The 22,733-nt window shown below is 41.0% G+C and carries 21 protein-coding genes; 3 read left to right on the top strand and 18 right to left on the bottom strand.

Annotated features, from left to right (window positions below; all coding sequences use genetic code 11):
- Window positions 1-115 precede the first annotated feature (115 nt).
- The 3 genes from GJU40_RS00740 to yneA form a co-directional block, all read right to left on the bottom strand.
- On the bottom strand, window positions 116-346 hold the full coding sequence (locus GJU40_RS00740) for a DUF896 domain-containing protein (RefSeq protein ID WP_154305817.1): 231 nt from the start codon (window positions 344-346) through the stop codon (window positions 116-118).
- Window positions 347-416: 70 nt separating this feature from the next.
- Complete coding sequence (locus GJU40_RS00735; RefSeq protein ID WP_343031322.1) at window positions 417-1,070, bottom strand: YneB family resolvase-like protein; 654 nt, start codon at window positions 1,068-1,070, stop codon at window positions 417-419.
- Window positions 1,071-1,072: 2 nt separating this feature from the next.
- Window positions 1,073-1,390 (bottom strand): cell division suppressor protein YneA, encoded by a 318-nt coding sequence (gene yneA / locus GJU40_RS00730; protein ID WP_154305815.1) that lies wholly within the window; start codon window positions 1,388-1,390, stop codon window positions 1,073-1,075.
- Between the two features lie 154 nt (window positions 1,391-1,544).
- On the opposite strand from yneA, the gene lexA reads away from it, so the two are divergent.
- On the top strand, window positions 1,545-2,168 hold the full coding sequence (lexA, locus tag GJU40_RS00725; protein WP_154305814.1) for a transcriptional repressor LexA: 624 nt from the start codon (window positions 1,545-1,547) through the stop codon (window positions 2,166-2,168).
- An 89-nt stretch (window positions 2,169-2,257) separates the two neighbouring features.
- The gene (locus GJU40_RS00720; protein WP_154305813.1) at window positions 2,258-3,715 is read left to right on the top strand and encodes a hypothetical protein; all 1,458 of its coding nucleotides are present in this window, start codon (window positions 2,258-2,260) and stop codon (window positions 3,713-3,715) included.
- A 390-nt stretch (window positions 3,716-4,105) separates the two neighbouring features.
- Here GJU40_RS00720 and glnA read toward each other — a convergent pair whose 3' ends face one another.
- The 4 genes from glnA to hflX all read right to left on the bottom strand — a co-directional run bounded on the left by glnA (window position 4,106) and on the right by hflX (window position 8,600).
- Window positions 4,106-5,440: a type I glutamate--ammonia ligase gene (gene glnA, locus GJU40_RS00715; RefSeq protein ID WP_154305812.1), complete on the bottom strand. Its 1,335-nt coding sequence runs from the start codon at window positions 5,438-5,440 to the stop codon at window positions 4,106-4,108.
- A gap of 33 nt (window positions 5,441-5,473) precedes the next feature.
- Window positions 5,474-5,878 (bottom strand): MerR family transcriptional regulator, encoded by a 405-nt coding sequence (locus GJU40_RS00710; protein WP_154305930.1) that lies wholly within the window; start codon window positions 5,876-5,878, stop codon window positions 5,474-5,476.
- A gap of 177 nt (window positions 5,879-6,055) precedes the next feature.
- A complete protein-coding gene (locus tag GJU40_RS00705) occupies window positions 6,056-7,324 on the bottom strand; it encodes a methionine gamma-lyase family protein (RefSeq protein ID WP_154305811.1) in 1,269 nt (422 codons plus the stop codon).
- Between the two features lies 1 nt (window position 7,325).
- Window positions 7,326-8,600 (bottom strand): GTPase HflX, encoded by a 1,275-nt coding sequence (hflX, locus tag GJU40_RS00700; RefSeq protein ID WP_246188231.1) that lies wholly within the window; start codon window positions 8,598-8,600, stop codon window positions 7,326-7,328.
- A gap of 163 nt (window positions 8,601-8,763) precedes the next feature.
- Here hflX and GJU40_RS00695 point away from each other — a divergent pair, with 163 nt between their 5' ends.
- Entirely contained in the window at window positions 8,764-9,381 is a 618-nt protein-coding gene (locus GJU40_RS00695; protein ID WP_154305809.1) for a trimeric intracellular cation channel family protein, read from the top strand.
- Between the two features lie 94 nt (window positions 9,382-9,475).
- On the opposite strand, the gene spoVK is transcribed toward GJU40_RS00695, so the two are convergent.
- From spoVK to tdh, 11 genes are all read right to left on the bottom strand, one after another.
- Entirely contained in the window at window positions 9,476-10,423 is a 948-nt protein-coding gene (gene spoVK / locus GJU40_RS00690; protein WP_154305929.1) for a stage V sporulation protein K, read from the bottom strand.
- 395 nt (window positions 10,424-10,818) lie between these two features.
- Window positions 10,819-11,043, bottom strand: a complete 225-nt coding sequence (gene hfq, locus GJU40_RS00685) for an RNA chaperone Hfq (RefSeq protein ID WP_154305808.1) — start codon at window positions 11,041-11,043, stop codon at window positions 10,819-10,821.
- Window positions 11,044-11,083: 40 nt separating this feature from the next.
- The gene (gene miaA, locus GJU40_RS00680; RefSeq protein ID WP_154305807.1) at window positions 11,084-12,028 is read right to left on the bottom strand and encodes a tRNA (adenosine(37)-N6)-dimethylallyltransferase MiaA; all 945 of its coding nucleotides are present in this window, start codon (window positions 12,026-12,028) and stop codon (window positions 11,084-11,086) included.
- 92 nt (window positions 12,029-12,120) lie between these two features.
- Window positions 12,121-12,519, bottom strand: a complete 399-nt coding sequence (locus GJU40_RS00675; protein WP_154305806.1) for a YmaF family protein — start codon at window positions 12,517-12,519, stop codon at window positions 12,121-12,123.
- An 82-nt stretch (window positions 12,520-12,601) separates the two neighbouring features.
- Window positions 12,602-14,506, bottom strand: coding sequence for a DNA mismatch repair endonuclease MutL (gene mutL / locus GJU40_RS00670; protein WP_154305805.1), 1,905 nt, complete (start codon window positions 14,504-14,506; stop codon window positions 12,602-12,604).
- An 11-nt stretch (window positions 14,507-14,517) separates the two neighbouring features.
- A complete protein-coding gene (gene mutS, locus GJU40_RS00665) occupies window positions 14,518-17,112 on the bottom strand; it encodes a DNA mismatch repair protein MutS (protein ID WP_154305804.1) in 2,595 nt (864 codons plus the stop codon).
- Between the two features lie 217 nt (window positions 17,113-17,329).
- The gene (locus GJU40_RS00660; RefSeq protein ID WP_154305803.1) at window positions 17,330-17,884 is read right to left on the bottom strand and encodes an outer spore coat protein CotE; all 555 of its coding nucleotides are present in this window, start codon (window positions 17,882-17,884) and stop codon (window positions 17,330-17,332) included.
- A 357-nt stretch (window positions 17,885-18,241) separates the two neighbouring features.
- Entirely contained in the window at window positions 18,242-18,673 is a 432-nt protein-coding gene (locus tag GJU40_RS00655) for a YlbF/YmcA family competence regulator (RefSeq protein WP_154305802.1), read from the bottom strand.
- Window position 18,674: 1 nt separating this feature from the next.
- On the bottom strand, window positions 18,675-20,204 hold the full coding sequence (gene miaB / locus GJU40_RS00650; RefSeq protein ID WP_154305801.1) for a tRNA (N6-isopentenyl adenosine(37)-C2)-methylthiotransferase MiaB: 1,530 nt from the start codon (window positions 20,202-20,204) through the stop codon (window positions 18,675-18,677).
- Between the two features lie 170 nt (window positions 20,205-20,374).
- Window positions 20,375-21,568: a glycine C-acetyltransferase gene (locus tag GJU40_RS00645; RefSeq protein ID WP_154305800.1), complete on the bottom strand. Its 1,194-nt coding sequence runs from the start codon at window positions 21,566-21,568 to the stop codon at window positions 20,375-20,377.
- Window positions 21,569-21,576: 8 nt separating this feature from the next.
- Window positions 21,577-22,617: an L-threonine 3-dehydrogenase gene (gene tdh / locus GJU40_RS00640; RefSeq protein ID WP_343031321.1), complete on the bottom strand. Its 1,041-nt coding sequence runs from the start codon at window positions 22,615-22,617 to the stop codon at window positions 21,577-21,579.
- Window positions 22,618-22,733 lie beyond the last annotated feature (116 nt).

Below are 22,733 nucleotides of genomic sequence, written 5' to 3'. Positions count from 1 at the left end.
TAAAAGCTGCTAGAATCCAGAGAAGTGATATGCATGATCATACAGAAGCACACCTTTTTATGCATCAACTGCACTCAAGTGAAAAAAAGATACTCTCAGGCAGAAAGTATCTTAATTAATGAAGATTATTCTTTTTATCATCTTTTAATTTTTGAGGAGTAACATCATTTCCTTCTGGATCAACGACAGTGACTCCACGGAGAGTGTTTTTCATAGAACCCCTGAAAGCTTTTAAATACTCCTGCCTAAGCTGCTGCTGCTCGGCTTTTTCCCTTGCCGAAAGCCCTTCAGATCTGGCCTTTTTACTCAAGATGTTTATTCTGTTGATTTTTTCTTTAGGAAGCATATATGCCCGGCCCCTTCTCAGTGTTTGAAGCTATGGTACTAAAAATTAAAGTGAAACGCAAACAATACACCTATGCGTCCACCTTCTGCACATCAACATACTCTTTATATCTTCTGTGCACTGTGGCCTTAGAAACATCATAACCAAAACCCCTTAATGTTGCAGCAATCTCAGCGAAAGTTAATTTGTTTCCTCTGAGCCGGACAATTTCTTCAATTGGAACAGTCTTTTTCTCTTTTCCGCTGTTAATATGCTGCCTGCTCAAATTTTTCTGAGGCCTGAACCCTTTAGAAACGGCCCTCTTCATGCCTCTTTTAATTTTAAGATTATGTATTTTCCGCTGATACTCTTCTACAATGCTGACGATATCAAGCACCATAGTGTCCGCTTCAGACAGTGAGAGTTCACCGCTTTGGGCTACAGTGTAAATTTTGACATCTTCTTTTATAATACAGTGGAGAATGGCTATTCTTGCATTTCCTCTTCCAAGCCTCGTTTCATCCTGAATCAGGACTGCATCAATATCTCTTTTCTTAATGATATCCAGGAGCTTCATCATTCCTTCGCGGTCTATCTCATAGCCGCTCGCCTGTTCAGATATAACTTCCTCTACCTTCATTCCCCAGATTTCTGCAAGCTTCTTCAGTTCCTCTTCCTGCCTTGCAAGGGAGGTTTTTTGTTCTGTTTTTGCAGTACTTACCCTGCAATATATAATAGCTTTCACATTCAGTTCCCCTGTTCCTCTCCTGCCAGGTACTGGTGAATGTCTGATTTTTCTACAGGAATAAACACTTTGTCACCAGGCTTGATGGCAGGCGATTGCAAATTGTTCTTGCTTTGTACCCATGCAACAAAATCTACGGTTGACAGCCTGTGCTCGCCCTCATATTTTTTTGAAAGTTTCCAAAGTGAATCCCCCTCAGATATCTCCACCTCAACATAGCGGTCTATATTTTCTGAAGCTCCGGTATAGGCTAAAGCAAAAACACCCGAAATTGCAAGCATAATGAACATAAAGCTGAAAACTGCTGTTTCTTTCTTCATTGTTTACACCCCACAGAATATTTGTTCGCATTTAATAATCTGATTATAGGGCGAACAAATGTTTTCTGTCAACTTGTTTTTTCGAACTTATGTTTGTATCTGCAGGAAAATCATGCTATAATACTCTTAAATTACTTGTTTCGAGGTGCAGAGCATGATAAAACTTTCTAAAAGACAGCAGGATATCCTGAATTTTATTAAAGAAGAAGTAAAAGGCAAAGGCTATCCCCCATCTGTTCGTGAAATTGGGGAAGCAGTCGGACTAGCTTCAAGTTCAACTGTGCATGGTCATCTCGCCCGCCTGGAGAGCAAAGGCCTTATTCGAAGAGATCCAACAAAACCAAGAGCAATTGAAATTCTTGAACAAGAGTCTGGCTCTTCTATTCCAAAAAGCAATGTGATTAACATTCCCCTAATAGGTAAGGTAACTGCCGGGGTTCCGATTACAGCCGTTGAAAACATTGAGGAATATTTTCCCCTTCCGGACCGCTATGGAGCTTCTGAGGAAAATATTTTCATGCTTGAGATTATGGGAGACAGTATGATAGAGGCGGGAATTCTTAACGGAGACCTTGTTATTGTTAAACAGCAGCAGACTGCAAATAATGGAGACATCATTGTGGCCATGACGGAAGACGATGAAGCAACTGTTAAAAGATTTTTCAAGGAAAAAGATTTTATCAGGCTGCAGCCTGAAAACTCTACAATGGAACCTATTATCCTGCGGAATGTCAGTATCCTTGGCAAGGTGATCGGTGTATACAGAGCTATTCACTAAAGAGCTGATTGTGTCAGCTCTTTTTTATTTTGGTTATACACTTCTAAAAAATGGGTATTGTAGTCTCAAAAACTGAGAGGACTTAGTCTATGAACCTATCTCATCAGATATCTAATGATCTGCAGATTACTGAAGTACACAGCCAGTTTGTCTTTCCTTTCTCGCTTCAGTTGAATAAACACGAAAAGGCAGCTGAAAGCCTGCAGCAGAATGGTTTTGAGTTTTTTAAACTGAGTAAAGAAGAACATGAAGACAAATTCTATCCTGATGATATCAGAGTCTCCCATACACATATAGAACAATATTTCCTCCCTCATATTGAAAGAATACTTTTTCCGAAATTATATCAGCTAAACAGCATTAACAGATATTCCAAAGAATTCAAAGAGCCTGTTACCCTCATGACCAATAAGAACAGAAATCTGATCTACGAACTCACGCTCGACTCTATCGATCTGCTGTTGTGCCCTTTTGAGGTAGGCTTTATTACATTAAAAACGTCTATGAAGGTTCAGGATCACAAGCTGATACACGCACTGGACTTTTTAGACCATTTCCGGGTACTGGAGCCAAAGGTAGCCGAAGAGAAAGGAATAGAACTTCAATACTGCGGCAAAACGTTTGAGACACTCCAGGACTTTATTTTCGGGGAGCTTTGCCCTTTCATTGTTCCTTACATGCTGAAGGACAGGCACAGTTCACCTTACTTTGGAAGCCTGCCTTATTTTATTGACGAACGCATGTATACGATCAATTATATAAAAGTACCTAAGGATACAATTGTAGAAAATTCCCATCTGTTCAGAATTGGCCAAATTAACGGGTTTGATAAAGAAGGAAGGCTGTTAATTGCCGCTAACAATCCACACTACATAAAAAAGTATGTAGAAAAACATCTTTACGAAAGATGGGCACCTTATACTCATTATATAATTAGTGATCATACCTTTACTTGTCTAAGTCAAGATGCAGAGCGGAGCAGTCTGCTGGTTTCTGAGATGTACGGGCAGCATTATTATAAGCTGATACTTCATCTCTTTTATAAAGTTGTCTTACTCAAGTTATCTTTTGAATATTCCAAGCTGTATATTGAAAAAAAGAGGACAGATATTGAGCCGTTAATCTCCTCAATTACCAACTTCTCTGCTAAATATTTCTTTTACGAAATCAGCAGCAAAACAGAGGGACATGAAATTGCAAGAATGCTTGCACACACTTTCAATATTCAACCTATCTATGAAGAAGTAAAAAAAACTTTGCAGTCACTATATCAGAATCAGAGGAATTTAGGAGATCAGAAGAACAATAATCTACTGTTTATCCTAACGATATATACAGTTATATCTGGCATATATGGAATGAATCTGGTGATTGAGGAATGGAGCGGAAACATTAACTGGAGAAATGTGCTAACCTACTCTATATTTGAATACATCGCCTTGATTGTAGCCATTTCAGGAATTGTGGTCAGCGGTATCCTTGGCATAACAGCTTTGACAAAAATGTATAAAGAAAAAGTTAAAAACAAATTTAAAGGTTTCGAATAGCTGCATCCTTGTACCAAATGCATAAATCCTCCTTTCAAATTTGTCCTTCATCGACTTTATGATAAACGACGAAACTCCGCTTATTCAGAAAAAACGACGAAAATGGACTGAAATAAACGAAGGGTTTCCGACTATGCAGCCAAAAAATCCTTAAATGTAGGACTTTCAGCAGCTTAAGCGGAATTCGCCCCCTTATTTTCCCTATAAAAAGGCCTATTCTAAATTTATTCGGAATTTTTTTGATAGGGTGGGAGCTGCCTTATAAGTGGCACTATACAGATAAACTGCATCAAAATTTCTACAAGAAAAATGCCTCGGCTCTAGAATGATAGAGCCAAGGCCGTTTTCTTGTTTTTCTGGCAGTTCATAACTGATCCAGAATATACTTTCTCAATACATTGTCATGTACTGCTCGCGTTCCCATGGGTGAACCTGTGTGCGGAACATATCCCATTCGATTTCTTTTGCTTCCACAAAGTGTTCGAATAAGTGTTCGCCAAGCGCATTTACAATGACTTCATCAGCTTTTAGTTTTTCTAAAGCCCCTGCAAGTGTTGCTGGAAGATCTTCAATGCCTGCTTCTTCACGCTCTTCTTTTGACATCACATAAATGTTGCGGTCAATTGGCTTAGGTGCAGACAGTTTGTTTTTCACTCCGTCAAGCCCTGCAGCAAGAAGCACTGACATTGCAAGATAAGGATTTGCTGCTGGATCCACACTTCTTACCTCTACACGTGTGCTGATGCCGCGGGAAGCCGGAATACGGATAAGCGGGCTGCGGTTTCTTGCAGACCAGGCAACATAGCAAGGTGCTTCGTAACCGGGAACAAGACGCTTGTAAGAGTTTACTGTAGGATTTGTTACTGCAGTAAATGCTGAAGCATGCTTAATGATGCCAGCGATGAAATGTCTTGCTGTTTCGCTTAACTCAAGGTCTCCGCTCTCATCGTAGAATGAATTTTTCCCATCAGCAAATAATGACAAGTTACAGTGCATACCGGAACCATTCACGCCGAACAAAGGTTTTGGCATGAAAGTTGCATGAAGTCCGTGTTTGCGGGCAATTGTTTTTACAACAAGCTTGAAAGTTTGAATATCATCACAAGCTCTGATTGCACTAGCATACTTAAAGTCTATTTCATGCTGTCCTGGTGCAACCTCATGGTGAGATGCCTCAATTTCAAAGCCCATCTCCTCAAGTTCAAGCACAATGTCGCGGCGGCAGTTTTCACCAAGATCAGTCGGAGCAAGGTCGAAATATCCGCCCTTATCATTCAGCTCAAGGGTAGGTTCTCCGGCGGAATCCAGTTTAAACAAGAAGAATTCAGGCTCTGGACCTACATTGAAATCTGAGAAGCCCAGGTCTTCCATTTCTTTCAGCATGCGTTTTAAATTATTTCGAGGGTCACCATTAAATGGTGTGCCGTCTGGATTATAAATGTCACAGATAAATCGGGCTACTCTCCCTTTTTCAGAAGTCCAAGGGAAGATAACAAATGTATTAATATCAGGGAACAGATACATATCAGATTCTTCAATGCGTACAAATCCTTCAATTGAAGATCCGTCAAACATCATTTTATTATCCAATGCTTTTTCCAGCTGACTCACAGGAATCTCAACGTTTTTAATTGTACCCAGGATGTCTGTGAACTGAAGGCGGATATATTTCACATTTTCTTCTTCTACCAAGCGTCGAATATCGTCTTTTGTGTATTTAGCCATTTTGTTTTTCCTCCCAAAAGTTTTGTATATAGACTAGTGAAAAAACCTAGACATATCTCCTTGTCTCAAAGTAGCGCGCTGAAACTTTCCTGCTTGCTGAAGCTCTGCTTTCAGCAGTTTTCTTAATTGCTCATCAGTTAAATCAGGCTTATTTGCAGATGTTTCTTTTACAGAATCCGCCACTTTTTGAATCAGCTGATTTCGGTCAAAAATCTGACGTATTCCTGCAAGGTTAACTCCTTGTTCAATCAGGCTTTTAATTTCCAGTAACTTATCAACATCGTTAAAACTGAACATTCTCCGATTGCCTTCTGTTCTGGCAGGGGTAATCAGATTGTTTTCTTCATAATATCGGATTTGCCTTGCAGTAAGCTCTGTCAGCTGCATGACTATTCCGATCGGGAAAAGAGGCATTGAGCGTCGAATATTATCACTCATCATTTTCCCTCCTTAGTTTGATAATTCTATTATATTCTATGTAAGAAAAAGTGTCAAACAAATGTTAGGAAAGTTAACAATAAATTTATTTGTTGAGATACTCTCCTTATCTTTGGATGTATTCCCCAAGAAGACACCATATCAGCCATAGAAAAAAGGGAGGATTTCCTCCCTTTCTTATATATTTAACAATTTTCTCTGAAGTAAAACATCTAAAGCAGAACAAACAGCAATCTTTACATGTGTATAAGTTAATCCGCCTTGTACATATGCAGTATAAGGAGGACGAAGAGGACCGTCAGCTGTTAGTTCAATGCTTGCACCCTGAATAAACGTACCTGCGGCCATTATGACATCATCTTCATATCCAGGCATGTAACTCGGGTAAGGCGTTACATAAGAATTGATTGGAGAAAAAGCTTGAATTCCCTGGCAGAAAGCAATCATACGTTCTGGATCGTCAAACTGAACTGACTGAATCAAATCTGTTCTTTCGCTGTTCCACGAGGGCTGGGCATTTAATCCTGCTTCTTCAAGAAGCGCTGCAGTAAAAACAGCACCTTTTAAGGCTTCACTCACAACGTGCGGAGCCAGGAAAAACCCTTGGTACATTTCGAGCAGGCTGTACAGGGAGGCTCCAGCTTCTGAGCCGATACCAGGAGAAGTCATTCTGTAGGAGCATGCTTCAACAAGCTCTTTTCTTCCTACAATGTAGCCTCCAGTTTTCGCCAGTCCGCCTCCGGGATTTTTAATAAGCGAACCTGCCATTAAGTCTGCTCCTGCATGGCATGGTTCTCTTTCTTCAACAAACTCGCCGTAGCAGTTGTCCACAAAAACGACAACATCTTCCTTGATTTCTTTCACAAACTTCACCATGTCTTCTATTTCCGACACAGTAAATGATGGTCTTTCTGCATAACCCTTGGAACGCTGAATGCCAATCATTTTTGTTTTAGGCGAAATTGCTTTTCTGATTTCTTCAAAATCAGGTCTTCCTTCCGGAGTTAAGTCTACAGTCCGGTAACCAATCTGAAACTCTTTCAGGGAACCAACACCGTTTCCTCTAATTCCTACAATCTCCTCCAGCGTGTCATATGGTTTTCCGGTAATGTAAATCAATTCATCGCCGGGTCTCAGCACGCCAAAAAGAGCAATTGATATCGCATGTGTTCCTGAGATAATCTGCGGCCTGACGAGCCCTGCTTCTCCTCCGAATACTTCAGCATAGATGCTTTCAAGTGTATCTCTGCCGGCATCGTCATAACCGTATCCCGTAGACGGCAGCAGATGAGTATCACTGACTTTATGCTTTCTGTAACTCTTTAAAACTCTTGAGGTGTTTATTTCTGCTGTTGCATTCACCTTTTGATGAAGACTTGCAATTTTACTTTCTGCTTTCTCGGCAAGTGCAGCAATTTCTTCACAGTTGTGCAATTCTGTATACATGTTATTTCCCTTTCTGGCTGTATTTCTCAATGTCTCCTGCTATTGAATGGGATGAGAAGACGCTCCCACGTACATTGTAGACATCCTCTTCTTCTACAAATTTCAGTTCTTCAACAATTGTATCTGTTCTTAACTGTGAAAGAAGCTTTCCTTCTGCAGGAGGAATTTTTACTGAGTAGTTTTCCATTTCTTTTTTGAGATAGTACTGAATTTTCCCCTTCAGACGGTCTACATCCTCTTTTTGGTAAGCACTGATTTGGATGAACTCGCTTCTCGGTGACGGCACAAAATTCAGGGATTGCTCATCTTGTTTATTATAAACAGTCAAAATTGGAATAGAGGCTGCATCCAATTCTTCCAAAAGAGTATAAACAGTTTTTTCATGATTTTCATAATCTTCATTAGAGCTGTCTACTATATGCAGAATAAAGTCAGCTTCTTTCACTTCCTCCAAAGTGGATCTGAAAGCTGCTACCAGCGTAGTTGGGAGGTCCTGAATAAACCCTACGGTATCTGTCAGCAGCGCTTGATATCCTGATGGAAGAATTGTCTTTCTTGTCATCGGGTCCAATGTAGCAAACAGCAGATTTTCTTCAAAGCTCTCCGCTTCTGTCAGCCTGTTGAACAGCGTAGATTTTCCGGCATTTGTATATCCCACCAAAGCAATTTGAAAAGCTCTGTTCCTTTTTCTCCGCTCTCTGTATCTTGTGCGGTGATTCACAATTTGAAGAAGCTGCTGATGTATTTCGTACACTCTCGTTCTGATGTGTCTTCTGTCAGTCTCCAGCTGCGTTTCCCCTGGGCCTCTCGTTCCAATACCCGCACCCTGCCGGGATAAATTAATTCCCTGCCCGGAAAGGCGGGGCAGCAGGTAATTCAGCTGTGCAAGCTCTACCTGCAGCTTCCCTTCTTTCGTTCTGGCACGCTGTGCAAAAATGTCCAGAATCAGCTGAGTCCGATCGATAATCCGGGCATCCAGTTCAGAAGATAAATTTCTAAGCTGGCTGGGAGATAGTTCATCATTGAAAATGATGACATCTGCTTCTGTTTCTTCCAACACATTACAGAGCTCTTCCAGTTTTCCTTTTCCTATGTATGTGGCTGAATGAACTCTATCCCTTTTTTGCGAAAAAACCATTCGTACCGTTCCGTTGGCTGTTTTTGTCAGCGAGGCCAATTCATTCATACTGTTTTCAAAATGCTCGTCCGTATTGTACGGCAGCTGGCAGCCCACCAGCAGGACTACTTCAGATGTTTGTTGGTCTATATTATTCAATAGATACTCCTGCCTTTTTCTATGGATTATTTCCCTTATCATAACAAAGTTTCTCCAGATTCACTAATTTGTGAATTTATCAAAAAAAGTATTGATTTAAAGTCCTTCAGCCGCTAAAATCTATACGTTAACAACTGTGTAATTTCACTAAAGGGGATATGTTATGACGTGGGATGTACTGAGCATAATCGGTACCATCGCTTTTGCAGTCAGCGGTGCAATTGTGGCAATGGAAGAAGAATACGATATATTAGGCGTTTATATATTAGGCATTGTTACCGCTTTTGGCGGTGGGGCTATCAGAAATTTACTGATCGGCGTTCCAATTTCTGCGCTCTGGGAGCAGAGTGTATTGTTTCAAATTGCATTATTTGCAATGACGACCGTGTTTTTGTTTCCTCAAAGGCTTTTAAAGCATTGGAGAAAATGGGGAAACCTTACTGATGCAATCGGACTGGGCGCATTTGCCATTCAAGGTGCGCTTTATGCTTCAGAAATGGGCCACCCTGTCAGCGCAGTAGTGGTGGCAGCTGTATTGACAGGAAGCGGAGGCGGCATTGTCCGCGACCTTCTTGCAGGGAGAAAACCGTTAGTTCTAAGAGAAGAGATTTATGCAGCATGGGCCATTTTAGCCGGCTTGGCAATTGGTTTTGGAGTCGTCACTTCTTCAGTTGGCTATTTTACTTTGTTTGCCTTCGTTGTGTTGTTTAGGGTTCTCTCTTACACATATAAATGGAAACTGCCGAACAAGCCTGTCCGTTTCTCAGACAGATCTCTATAAAGGAATATAAAAATCCGTCCCTGATTTTCCAGCTGTTTAGCCGGGCCAGCGGCGGATTTTTTGATAGGACTATTGCCGAACATCAGAAGTACTCTTACTCTTTTAAAACAAGATCACGGCTTTGAATAGTCACCAAGTCTTCCCTGTGATATTGATTGGCCAAAAGCAGCCGCATTGCCTGAGATCTGATCGATTTTTCAATGATGTTTCTGACAAACCTGCCGTTGCTGAATTTAGAAGGACTCGTAGTGCTTTTTACTGCCATCAGGTGATCTTTCAGCTTATTGCAGGCATCCCTGCTAAATTGATATTCTCTTTCACTCATCATCATGTTTGAAATTTCCATGAGCTGCTCTACTGTATAATCAGGAAAATCGATGACGAGCGGAAAACGAGACTGCAGTCCGGGATTCAAAGATAGGAAGTGGTCCATTTCCTTAGAGTAGCCTGCAAGAATCAGAATAAATTCATGCTGTTTATCCTCCATGTGCTTCACAAGCGTATCAATCGCTTCTTTTCCAAAATCCTTTTCCCCGCCCCTCGCAAGAGAGTAGGCTTCATCAATAAACAAAATCCCTCCAATTGATTTTTTAATCAGATCTCTTGTCTTTTGTGCAGTATGCCCAATATATTCTCCGACTAAGTCTGCTCTTTCCGCTTCAATAAGATGGCCTTTAGACAAGACATTCATTTGGTGAAAAAGCTTGCCAATCAAACGTGCCACTGTTGTTTTTCCGGTTCCCGGATTGCCTTTAAACATCATATGAAGCGCTTGCTTTCCAGCCTTCAGTCCCTGTTCTTCCCTTTTTTTGTTCACGAACAGCCAGGCATATATTTCTTTTATATTTCTTTTCATTTCATCCATTCCAACAAGGGAGGAAAGCTCAGATTCAATTTCCTGAAGAATGGCATGCTTATTATCCGCTTTTGGTATGGTTAAGTTGTAGCCCTCAGATTCAGCTGCGTCAATCACAGCTTTTTTCTGCCCGTTGAGAATAATGTTGATTTGTCCGTTGTTCTTATAAGTGACAGCCTGATCCAAGTAAACCACCTCTCAATCTTCCTTTTAGATATATGTAAAAAATATGATATCGTGACAATTGCCTAATTTCCTGCCGGGCACGATAAGCAGTTTTTGCCGCTTTCCCTCACATCTTGTTGAATTCTGCGCTTTCCCAAGAAATAATATCTCATTTTATATAGTTTATTCCTGTATTTCAGTGTACAAACCATAAAATTAAAGAAAAAAGGGTATTCATCGGGGAGTTGAAAGCACTGTTCCTTCATACATAAGATAAGCATTGCTTACAGTGATTTAGAAGTTAGCGAATAGCAGCTTTTCATAATTCCAAGGAAGAATTGGTGAGGCTCTTGAAAAACAACATAAAAAAAAGCCGGACACTTCCGGCTTTCAGTATGCTCCTGTAAAGGAAATAACTATTCCAATTCCAGCTGTACGTTTTTTTGCGGAGCAAAGGTTGAAATAGCATGCTTATAAATAAGCTGCTGTTTCCCTTCTGTTTCCAGCAATACCGTAAAATTATCAAACCCTTTTACAAGCCCTCTCAATTGAAAGCCATTGAGCAGAAAGACAGTCACAAAAGCGCCGTCCTTTCTGAGCTGGTTAAGGAATTGGTCCTGAATGTTAATTGTTTGTTTCATTGTTTCGTCCTCCTCTTTTCTCTATAGCTAAATAATTCGCTTAAAGTGACAGCTTTCCTGCCACATATGTAAAAATATCATCTGCCGTTTCATCAATGGAAACAGGCGGGGTGATATCATACCATTGTACATCCATCTTATTGCGAAACCAAGTAAATTGCCGTTTGGCATATCTTCTGGAGTTTTGTTTAAGCTGATCCACAGCTTCCTGAAGCTCAATTGTGCCATCAAAATATCCAAAAAGCTCTTTATAGCCAATTGCCTTGGCAGACTGGCTGCTGCGAAGACCTCTTCTCAGCATCATTTCCACCTCTTGTAACAGTCCTTCCCCCATCATCAAATCAATGCGCCGGTTGATTCTTTCATACAGATTATCCCGTTCCATCGATAGTCCAACAATTGCATTTTCATACCGCTGATGCTGTTCCTGCTGATCCAGATATTCTGTCATCGTGATGCCTGTACAATGGTAAATTTCAAGTGCTCTTACAAGGCGTCTGGTATTGTTAGGATGAATGCGTTCAGCTGACTGAGGATCAATGTCCATCAGTTTTTTATAAAGCTCTGACGCGCCATGGTTGGAAATATATTCCTCGAGCGCAGTGCGGTACTTTTGGTCAGAAGGAATATCAGCAAATCTGTAGTCAAAAAGAACAGATTGTATGTATAAGCCAGTCCCACCTACGATAAAGGGCAGCTTTCCTCTGGAAGCAATCTCATCAATCAGTTTCCTTGCTCTACTCTGAAACTCTGCAGCTGAAAATTCTTCATGAGGCTCTTTAATATCAATAAGATGGTGAGGAATGCCTTCCATTTCCTCAGACTTTATCTTAGCCGTTCCTATATCAAGCTCTCTATAAATCTGCATAGAGTCACCGCTGATAATTTCCGCATTCAGTTTTTTTGCAAGCTGTATACTCATGTTTGTTTTTCCGACTGCAGTGGGTCCAATCAGTACTGCAACCTTTTGCTTGTTTACATTCAAAGACAATCACTCTTTCAATTTACTCCTGATCATTATAACATTAGCGGAGATAAACACCTATTTATTATATCCTTCCCTTTTGAAAATTAAACCTAATAATTCGGCGGATAAAAGCCAAGCGGGCTGCCTGTTCTCCCTTCATACTTGTGATCATGTCTTGGTCTCTCCACATTGCTGTAAACGACCCCTCCGAACACGATTGGGAGCGGACTGGTGTAGTTATAATAAACCCTTCCAGACACTCCATGATAATGGGAACCGTCAGCCAGTGGGATGGCAGGTCCAGTTTCACCATAATACCTATGATAGTGCTCCCTTTCAAAGCTCGTCAGCCCATTATAAAAATGTGTGTGGCGATCATAGCTGCTCCCGTTAACAGGCTTCGTAAATCCGTTAACAAGATGCTGGTGGTTTTCTTCTATTGTAGAGGGTACAGCAAATCCATGTGTATGTACTCTAGGCTGTTCCCACCAATTACCCGGTACTGGCATACCCGCACTCCTCTCTGACTCTTCTCTTATCCTAGATGTATGTGCAAAAAAAGAAAAAATGCCCTGCTGCACGCAGGACATGTCACATAACTCTTTTAAACATTTTTTCCATCTCATAAGTGGAAAAGTGAACAATAATTGGTCTTCCATGAGGACAAGTAAATGGATCTTCACTGCTTCTTAATGTTTCCAGTAGAGCAAAAATCTCGTCGTTTCTTAAGTGATGATTTGCTTTAATAGAAGCTTTGCAGCTCATCATAATGGCAGCTTCTTCACGCAGCTTATGCAGGCTGATGCTTCTCTCTGTAATTACCTGCTGAAGGATATCGGTAATAATGCTCTCCTCTTCTCCTTTTGGGAACCACTGAGGGTGCGATCTTATCAAATAGCTGCCGCCGCCGAAAGGCTCAGGAAAAATCCCTACCTTTTCCAGTTCCTCCCTATTCTCTTCAATGGCAGCAGCTTCATTGCTGGAATAATCAAAGGTTAAGGGAACAAGGAGCTCCTGTACTTCCATACTCACATCGGCCACTTTATTTTTAAAATATTCGTAGTAAATTCTCTCTTGCGCTGCATGCTGATCTATTAAATATAAACCATTTTCATTTTGTGCAAGAATATATGTTCCGTGCATCTGCCCGATAGGATACAATGGCGGTATTCGCACAGAAGGAGAAAATGTCTCACTTTGAAGCTCCTCCTGAAAGTTTCCCAAGTCTGAAAGCAGAACAGACTCCTCACTCTCAAACGAGCCAATCGCAGCAGATGTCTCTTCCGCAACACTCTCAGCTTCTTCTGCCCTAGATATATAGTCGTTTTCGGCAATCAGAACAGAATGAGACTCAGCCTCCAGTTCCGGTTCCGCCTGTTTTTGTTCAGGGGTGCTGTATGGCTCCTTTATCAGCTGGGAAGAAGGGACATGTTCAAAGCTGAAGTGCTGCTGTTCTTGTTGGCTGACTTCTTTCAGCTTCACTATTTTAGCAGACACTTCAGGAATCAGCTGCCTGCTTTTAAAGACTGCTTGTATTTCATTTGTCAGCAATTGGTTCAACTCAGCTTCTTTGCTTAATCTGACTTCAAGTTTTGAAGGGTGAACATTCACATCAACTAAAATCGGATCCATCTCTATCTCCAATACTGCAATCGGATAACGGCCGATTGGAAGCAATGTGTGATAACCTTGCTGAATCGCTTTGGATAAAGAATAGTTTCTGACATAACGGCCATTAATCATAATAGACATGTAATTTCTCGACGCTCTGGTCATTTCCGGCAATGAAAGATAGCCGTTAATCCGGAAATCCAGTGACTCAGCTGAAAAAGCCACCATTTTCTTTGCTGTATTCAGGCCATAAATAGATGCAAGTACCTGCTTGACATCTCCATTTCCATTGGTATATGAAATCTGTTTTCCGTTATGAACCAGGCGAAAAGATATATGGGGATTTGATAGTGCTATTCTATTCATAACATCTGTTATGTTGCCAAGCTCTGTAGATACAGATTTCATATATTTTAATCTGGCAGGAGTATTGAAAAACAAATTGGTCACAGTAATATCTGTCCCTTTTCTGCTGGCAGCTGGTTCATGAGTAAGAATTTTTCCGCCTTCAAGGACAAGTTTTGTTCCATGCCCGTCGCCTGTTCCAGTCTTCATCTCAAGACATGATACAGACGCTATACTGGGAAGGGCTTCCCCTCTGAAACCAAGGGTCCGGATACGAAACAGATCGTTTTCATCTTTGATTTTACTGGTTGCATGACGATGAAAGGCATTCAGACAATCCTCAGGAAGGATGCCATCTCCATTATCAATTACCCGAATCTTCCCAAGTCCGGCTTCTTCTATATCAACTTCAATGATGGTACTGGCAGCATCAATTGAATTTTCCAGAAGCTCTTTAACAACTGAAGCCGGCCTTTCAACTACTTCACCTGCGGCAATTTTGTTAGAAAGCTGATCATCCAGCCGAAGTATGCTGGCCATGGCAGTCCCTCCTACTTTTTCAGTTTCTTTTGTATTCTATATAACTCGTTCATTGCCTCAAGCGGATTCATCTCAAGGATATTCAGTTCCCGAATTTCTTTCAGCAGCTGCATTTCCTTTTTAGAAGGTGCTTTTTCCTGCTTTCCTTCTTCTTCATGAAAAAAAGAAAGCTGCTCTTTTTCAGGGTAAATCGTTTGTGGAGCTGAAACATCAGATTGCTCCCTGGTAATCGATGCTCCGGCAGCTTCAAACTTGGAAAGAAGCTTTTTCGCCCTTTGGATCAGCTGCTCTGGAAGTTCTGCAAGCTCTGCGACATGTATTCCATAGCTTTTGTCAGCAGCACCCCTATCTACTTTATGAAGAAAAACAACCTTCCCTTGGTCCTCCACTGCCTTCACATGAACATTCTCTAAACCTGACAGCTTTTTTTCCAATATCGTTAATTCGTGATAATGAGTGGAAAAAAGAGTTTTTGCACCTATTTCTTTGTGTACATATTCAATAATAGCCTGCGCCAGTGCCATGCCGTCATATGTCGACGTTCCCCGTCCGATTTCATCGAAAAGAATTAAACTTCTGCTGGTTGCATGAGCAAGTGCATTGCGGGCTTCGAGCATTTCTACCATAAATGTGCTTTGACCTGAGATCAAATCATCTGCTGCACCAATTCTTGTGAAAATTTGGTCAAAAACAGGCAGATAAGCTTCTTTAGCTGGAACAAAACAACCGATTTGTGCAAGAATCGCCGTTAAAGCAATCTGTCTCATATAAGTGCTCTTTCCTGACATATTAGGCCCTGTAATGAGCAGCAGATTTCTTTCAGCATTCATTAAGCAATTGTTTGGTACATATTCCTGGCTGTCCATCACTTTTTCAACCACAGGGTGGCGTCCGTCAATCAGGCGGATTTCATCAGCAGTAAACTGAGGCTTGCAATAATGCCTTTTATCACTGACAGTTGCAAAGCACTGCAAGACATCCAGTTCACTGATTGTTTTTGCCAGCGACTGAAGTCTGCTGATAAATGTTTTTACTTTTTCTCTCAGCTGAAGAAATAATTGATGTTCCAGTTCTGCCATCTTTTCTTCAGCTTCCAGAATCAATGCTTCTTTCTCTTTTAACTCAGGTGTAATGAATCTTTCCGCATTAGCCAGAGTTTGTTTTCGTTCATAACGTCCCTCAGGAAGATGTGGCAGGTTTGCTCTGCTAACTTCTATATAATAGCCAAACACTTTGTTGTAGCCGATTTTCAAACTTTTTATCCCTGTAGATTGCCGCTCACGCTGTTCCAGCTGAACCATCCATGTTTTACCGTTTTTGCTCGCATTTCGATAGATGTCCAGCTGTTCATCAAAACCGTCCCTGATTATATTTCCTTCTTTAATAGAAATAGGCGGATGCTCTGCTAATGCATCAGAAAGAAGCACCGTCAGCTCTTCGCATGGGTCCAGCTTTTCTGCATGCCGGGCTGCATCAGGATGTTTTAACGAGCCGACAAGCTCTCTTATAGAAGGAATTTGCTCAAGAGACCTTCTCAGCTGTGTTAAATCACGCGCATTTACGTTCCCAAAAGCCACCCTGCCTGCAAGCCTTTCAAGATCATAAACTTCCTTCAGTTTTTCACGTAAATCTTCTTTTTCAAAATAGCTGTTCATAAACGTTTCGACTGTATTCAGCCGCTTGTCTATCTCAACAGGATCGAGCAGCGGCTTGTCTATCCACTGCTTCAGCATTCTAGCACCCATGCTTGTCTTTGTTTCATCCAGAAGCCAAAGAAGCGACCCTTTCTTATCTTTAGAACGGATTGTCTCTGTGAGCTCAAGGTTCCTTTTAGAATACAAATCTATTTTCATATGCTGCTGCAGCTTATATTCTTTCACTTTTTGCAAATGCTGAAGATTGCGCATCTGAGTTTTTTTCAAATAATGATACAGCCTTGAAAAAGCCTTTCGCAGCAATGGATCCGAAATATGTTCTGCGTAAGATATGATTTCTTCTGTCAATTCGTCTTCATCAGACACGGATACGGCAACTGCACAGCGCTTTTGCAATTGTTCCAGTATGATGTCTGAAAACCCAGATGAAATGACAATTTCTTTTGCACCTACAGCATAGATTTCAGTTACTGTTTCATCTATTGAAGCAAGCTTTACGACAGTGTTTTCACCTGTAGTCAAATCTGTCAGTGCAAGTGCAAAGTGCTTCTCTTCTCTTTCCAGAGAAGAGAGGTAATTGTTTTCATTCTCCTTTAACGACTTTCCCTCCATAACCGTACCAGGTGTGATTAACTGCACTACCTCTCTTTTAACGACACCTTTAGCTTGTTTTGGATCTTCTGTTTGTTCACAAATTGCAACCTTATACCCTTTTTCAATTAATCTTTCAATATATGCAGCAGCAGCATGATACGGCACCCCGCACATCGGAATTCGATCCTGCGAGCCTCCGTCCCTGCTGGTAAGTGTAATTTCAAGCTCTTTGGAAGCCTTAAGGGCGTCATCAAAGAACATTTCATAAAAATCCCCTAAGCGGAAAAATAAAAAGGCATCCTGATACTCTGCCTTGATTGATAAATATTGTTGTATCATTGGTGTATAACCACTCATAGATATCCCCCGTATATGTATAGCTCTTTATTTCAGCCTCCATTATATCATACATTCGGTTAGGTTCAGGATGGGAGAACTTTCATAAAGTTTTTATTTCTCCTTGCCGTATTCTGTAAGACTGGTCATCTCCAACTTTCTCCACTATGTCTGATCTCCGTTCAAAAGCCCTTATGGATAAGAAAAAAACTAGGAAGATATTTCTCCCTAGTTTTTGTCACTCTTCTACATCACCAATGATGTAATCAGGATCAAGTTCTTTTAATTCTTCATCAATATCCTCATACCAATGATCTTCGTCCTCTTCCTTGTATCCCTCTGGATGTACATAAAGCGCAACACAAACCTTCGTTTCCCCAATCACTTCACAAAGTATTTCACGCTCTGCATGAACAATCACTTTGTTGCCGTTTGGAGAAATGGTCACTTCAAGGCAGTTAGGCTGCTGCAAAACCTTTGCAATAACTTCATATTCATCATCAAGATAGTCATTGTCCCGATATTTCAGTTTTACCACGTCAACATATTTTACTTTTTCTGTTACTACTTCTGTTTTGGTGTTGTCTGCGTATGAATACCAAACGTTAATATCGTAAGTACCTTCCACTTCCACTGTTTTCCCATCTTTGTGGGCGTCATATTTATGGTTGATAATCCAGCCGCCTAAAATGCTCGTTGGTTTTTGTGACGGCGATATCGTGTGCGTGCATTGCGTAAACTTTTTACCTTTCGCAACTACAGCCTTTGTAATAATTTCTCTGTATTCAGACATCCGCGCATACCCTCCTCAATCAATCTCATTTAATCCTATGCTGGGCTAGTTATGTTTGTGCCAACATTTTATAATACAGAAAGACGTGAGAACTCCCTTATATAAAATCTGTATAGTCCAGTCTATGCTTATTCTTTTAAATAATTGCCTATAAAATCGAAAAAGCCTGCAAAATGAATGAGGCTGGTTAACAGAGTATTCAATTGCAGTAAGATGATGAGGGCAGATTGATGAACTGGAAGTTCACAGTTTTCCTGCCTGGAATGATCATTTCTCTTCTAAAACAGTTCTGCCTGCTTAGCAAAAAAAAGAGAGCCCTCCATACATGGGCACTCTTTTCACTTAAAATATCTTAAATTAGGAACAGCTCGAACCAGAAGTGCTTTTTACCTTTGATCCTGTCTCGCCAGTCAGGAGATCACCTTCTGTTGTACGAATGATTTCATCTGTAACATGATTTGAAATTGTATGAGAAACAAGCTGAAGTAAATCATTCACCTCTACTTGAGACTCCTGAAATTCCTGAATGATCGGCAGCTCATTCAGCTCTTCCTGAATTTTATCAATTTTTTCTTCTACTTGCTGAAGGGCTTTCTCTTTGCCATAGTGCTTAAAGTTGACAGCCTGTTTTTGCAGGCTTTTTATACTTGCAACTTTCTCGCGAATTTTTTGATTATCGTTAATTTGTGCTTCAGCTCTTTTAAAAAATTCTACCTCTTTTGTTTCAGAGATCATCTGAGCAAGTTCTCTTGCCCGTGAAACAATTTCTTCTTTCGTATAAGAACCCATCCTATTTCACCTCTGCTGCTGCTTCAACCATCTCTCCATTGAGTGACCAGGTTTTTGCTTTAGTAATTTTAACTTTCACAATTTTACCAATTGCCGATTTCGGGGCAATAAAGTTAACAAGCTTGCTTTTTTCAGTGTAGCCGGCTAGTACATGTGGATTATTCTTGCTTTCCCCTTCCACTAATACTTCGACAACCCTGCCCTCATATTCCTGCATTTTCTGAGCGGAAGTTTCATTAACAAGCGCATTTAATCTTTGCAGGCGTTCTTTCTTTACTTCCAACGGAACATTGTCAGTCATTTTTGCTGCCGGTGTGCCTTCCCGCGGAGAGTAGATAAATGTATAAGCACTGTCAAAACCTACTTCTCTGTACAGTGACATCGTCTCTTCAAACTGCTCTTCTGTTTCATTTGGGAAACCAACAATAATATCTGTTGTTAATGAAGCATTAGGCATTGCTTTCTTGATTTTTGCAACAAGCTCCAAATATTGTTCACGGCTGTATTTTCTCGCCATCAGCTTTAGTACGGAAGAGCTTCCTGATTGAACAGGCAGATGGATATGATCGAGAAGATTTCCGCCTTTTCCAAGCACCTCAATCAACCTGTCATCAAAATCTCTTGGATGGCTAGTTGTAAAACGAATTCTGGGAATGTCTATTTTGCTCAGCTCATCCATCAAGTCTCCAAGTCCATACATTAGGTCATCAAAATCTTTGCCGTATGCATTGACATTTTGGCCAAGAAGAGTGATTTCCTGATATCCTTGAGCTGCAAGCTGCCTGACTTCGTGAATGATTTCCTCAGGTCTTCTGCTTCTCTCTTTTCCACGTGTATAGGGAACGATACAGTAGGTGCAAAACTTGTCGCAGCCGTACATAATATTTACCCAGCCTTTGATGCTGCCTTTTCTGACACGGGGAAGATTTTCAATAACGTCCCCTTCTTTAGACCATACTTCTACAACCATTTCTTTGGACATATAAGCATCTTGTAAAATGTGAGGCAGACGGTGAATATTATGTGTGCCAAAAATCATATCAACATGCTGATGTTTTTGAAGAATACGGTTTACGACTGATTCCTCTTGTGACATACAGCCGCAGACACCAATTAGCAGTCCAGGTTTTTCAAGTTTTAGAGGTTTCAGATGACCTAGCTCACCGAACACTTTATTTTCAGCATTTTCACGAATTGCACATGTATTTAACAACACCACATCAGCATCTTGAACAGAGTCTGTTGCTTCATAGCCTAATGCAGAAAAAATGCCGGCCATTACTTCTGTATCATGTTCATTCATTTGGCACCCGTAGGTACGGATATAGAATTTCCGGCCGTTCCCCATACCTCTGAACTCTTCCGGAATTGAAAAATCGTTTTGATACTGCACTTCTTCCTTACCGCGTTTTTTTGCATCTTTTAATGAAGGAGGCATATAAACAGCCTGAAAGTACTTACTGTAATCCTTTTCGGATTTTCTGTCCGCAGAATTCACATTTGTGCTTTCAAGTCTTTGCTTTTCATTCATTGGGCATTCTCCTTTCAAAAACTCCAAATCTTTCATAGCAATAATTAACGTTCACAATTTTATAGTATATCTCTTTTATCGAATCAGTACAATCTTTGATTGAAGTAAACGAGGGGCCGGCTGTTATGCCATTGCATACAGGAAAAGAGAGGCTGCCCTCTCTTCTCTGACTACGAAATGATATTCAGCTCTTTGGCTGTTTTCTCTATAATATTAAGCGCTTCTTGTAGATCTTCCTTTGAATGCTCAGCAGTGACAATTGTTCTTACACGTGCCTGTCCTCTGCTAACGGTTGGAAAAGCAATTCCCTGTGCAAATACACCGTTTTTTCTCAATAAATCAGAAAACTGATGTGACAATGCTTCATCTCCAACAATAATTGGTGTTATCGGCGTTTCACTGTTTCCTGTTTGAAAGCCCAGTTCCACAAGACCTTTTTTGAAGAATTCAGTGTTATCCCAAAGCTTTTCAATCAGTTCAGGCTCTTCCAGCAGCACATCTATAGCTTCTATGCAGGCTTCTGTGACAGCTGGGGGATGAGATGTACTGAACAGGAATGGACGGCCTTTGTGAATCAGATAATCAATTAAAGTTCTTGTGCTGGCAACATAGCCTCCAAGCACACCAATTGCCTTGCTCAATGTTCCGACCTGAATATGAACTCTTCCATCAAGGCCAAAGTGGTTAACTGTGCCCCGGCCGTTTTCTCCCAATACACCGGATGCATGCGCATCATCCACCATAATTAACGCATCATATTTTTCAGCAAGCTCTACTATTTCCGGGAGAGGTGCAATATTTCCATCCATTGAAAATACACCGTCAGTCACAATCAGTCTCACTCTATAATCTTTAGATTCCTTCAGCGCTCTTTCCAAATCTTCCATATCAACATGATTGTATACTTTGCGGGCAGCCTTGGTCAGGCGGATTCCATCAATGATGCTGGCATGATTCAATGCGTCTGAAATCACCACATCGTCTTTTGTTAAAATTGCAGAAAGAACACCTTGATTCGTTGTAAAACCAGACTGAAAAACAAGAGAAGCTTCTGTATGCTTAAACTTTGCCAGTTTTTCTTCCAGTTCTTCATGCATAGAAAAGGTTCCGGCAATGGTTCTCACAGAACCTGTTCCTGCTCCATATTTCTCAACGGATTTCAGCGCTGCTTGTCTTAGGCGGGGGTGAGATGTCAATCCAAGATAGTTATTAGATGAAAGCTGAATAAGCTCCTTGCCGCCGATTGTTACTCTGGATCCCTGATCAGATTCAAGCGGGACCAGTGTTCGAAACGTGCCTTCTTCCTTCATTTCATCTAGTTCAGCCTGTAAATATTCAAAACCTTTCACAGTAAAACCTCCCATATTCTTTATTAAGGATGCAGAACTACTTTACCGCATTTTCCTTCAATCATTAAATCAAACCCCTTTGCGAAGTCTTCCAGGGGAAAATGATGGGTAATTAACGGTGTGACGTCCACCTGGCCGGATTTCAACAGGCTGGATACCTGCTGCCAGGTTTCATACATTTTTCTCCCTGTGATACCTTGAACCGTAATTCCTTTAAAAACCACGTCATTGGTAATGTCGATACTGACTGGCCTGACAGGGAGGCTTAAGATCGAAACGCGTCCTCCATTCGTCACCATTTTAAAGCCCTGGTCCATTGCCACAGGATGGCCTGACATTTCACAAACAACATCAACACCGTTTCCGTCCGTCAGCTGATGAATGACCTCCAGCGGATTCTGCTCTTTTGAATTCACTACCGCAGTTGCACCCATTTCCTTGGCAAGGTTCAAACGGTAATCGTTTAAATCAAGAGCAATTACCTGTGCAGCTCCTGCTGCTCTTGCTACACCAACAGCCATTATCCCAATTGGACCACAGCCAATTACAGCAACTGTTTTTCCTGCTACATCCCCTGCCAGAACTGTGTGAACTGCATTCCCCATCGGTTCCTGCACGGATGCTACATCAAACGGCATATCGCTTGGATTTTTCCATAGATTCACAGCTGGTAATGCTACATACTCTGCAAAACAGCCATGAGTATCTACACCAATAATTTTTGTGTTTTTACATATATGATATTGACCTGATAAACACTGCGGGCACTCGTAGCATACTAGGTGAGTTTCTGCTGAAACAAAATCACCAACCTTGACATTGGTCACTTTAGATCCTGTCTCAACCACTTCTCCGGCAAATTCATGACCAAATATATAAGGAGGATTCACCCTGCTTTCTGACCACTCATCCCACGAATATATATGAACATCCGTCCCGCAAATGGATGTTGCCTTCACTTTTATTAATACTTCATGCTCTTCAATATAAGGAATATCGACCATTTGCATTTCAGCGCCATAACCTCGCTGATGCTTCACTATCGCCTTCATTTTTCCATTCACAGCGTACACTCCCAATCGTTCCATATTACCTATCTATTAAGATATTATCATCGTATATTATTATTGTAAAGTCCGTGTCCTCCTGAAATGGACACCTGCTTGCAATGGAAAGAACC

It is taken from the genome of Metabacillus lacus, assembly GCF_009674805.1.
Lineage (GTDB): Bacteria > Bacillota > Bacilli > Bacillales > Bacillaceae > Metabacillus_C > Metabacillus_C lacus.
Note: the sequence above shows the minus strand (reverse complement) of the source record. Positions and strands in the feature narration are given on the sequence as shown.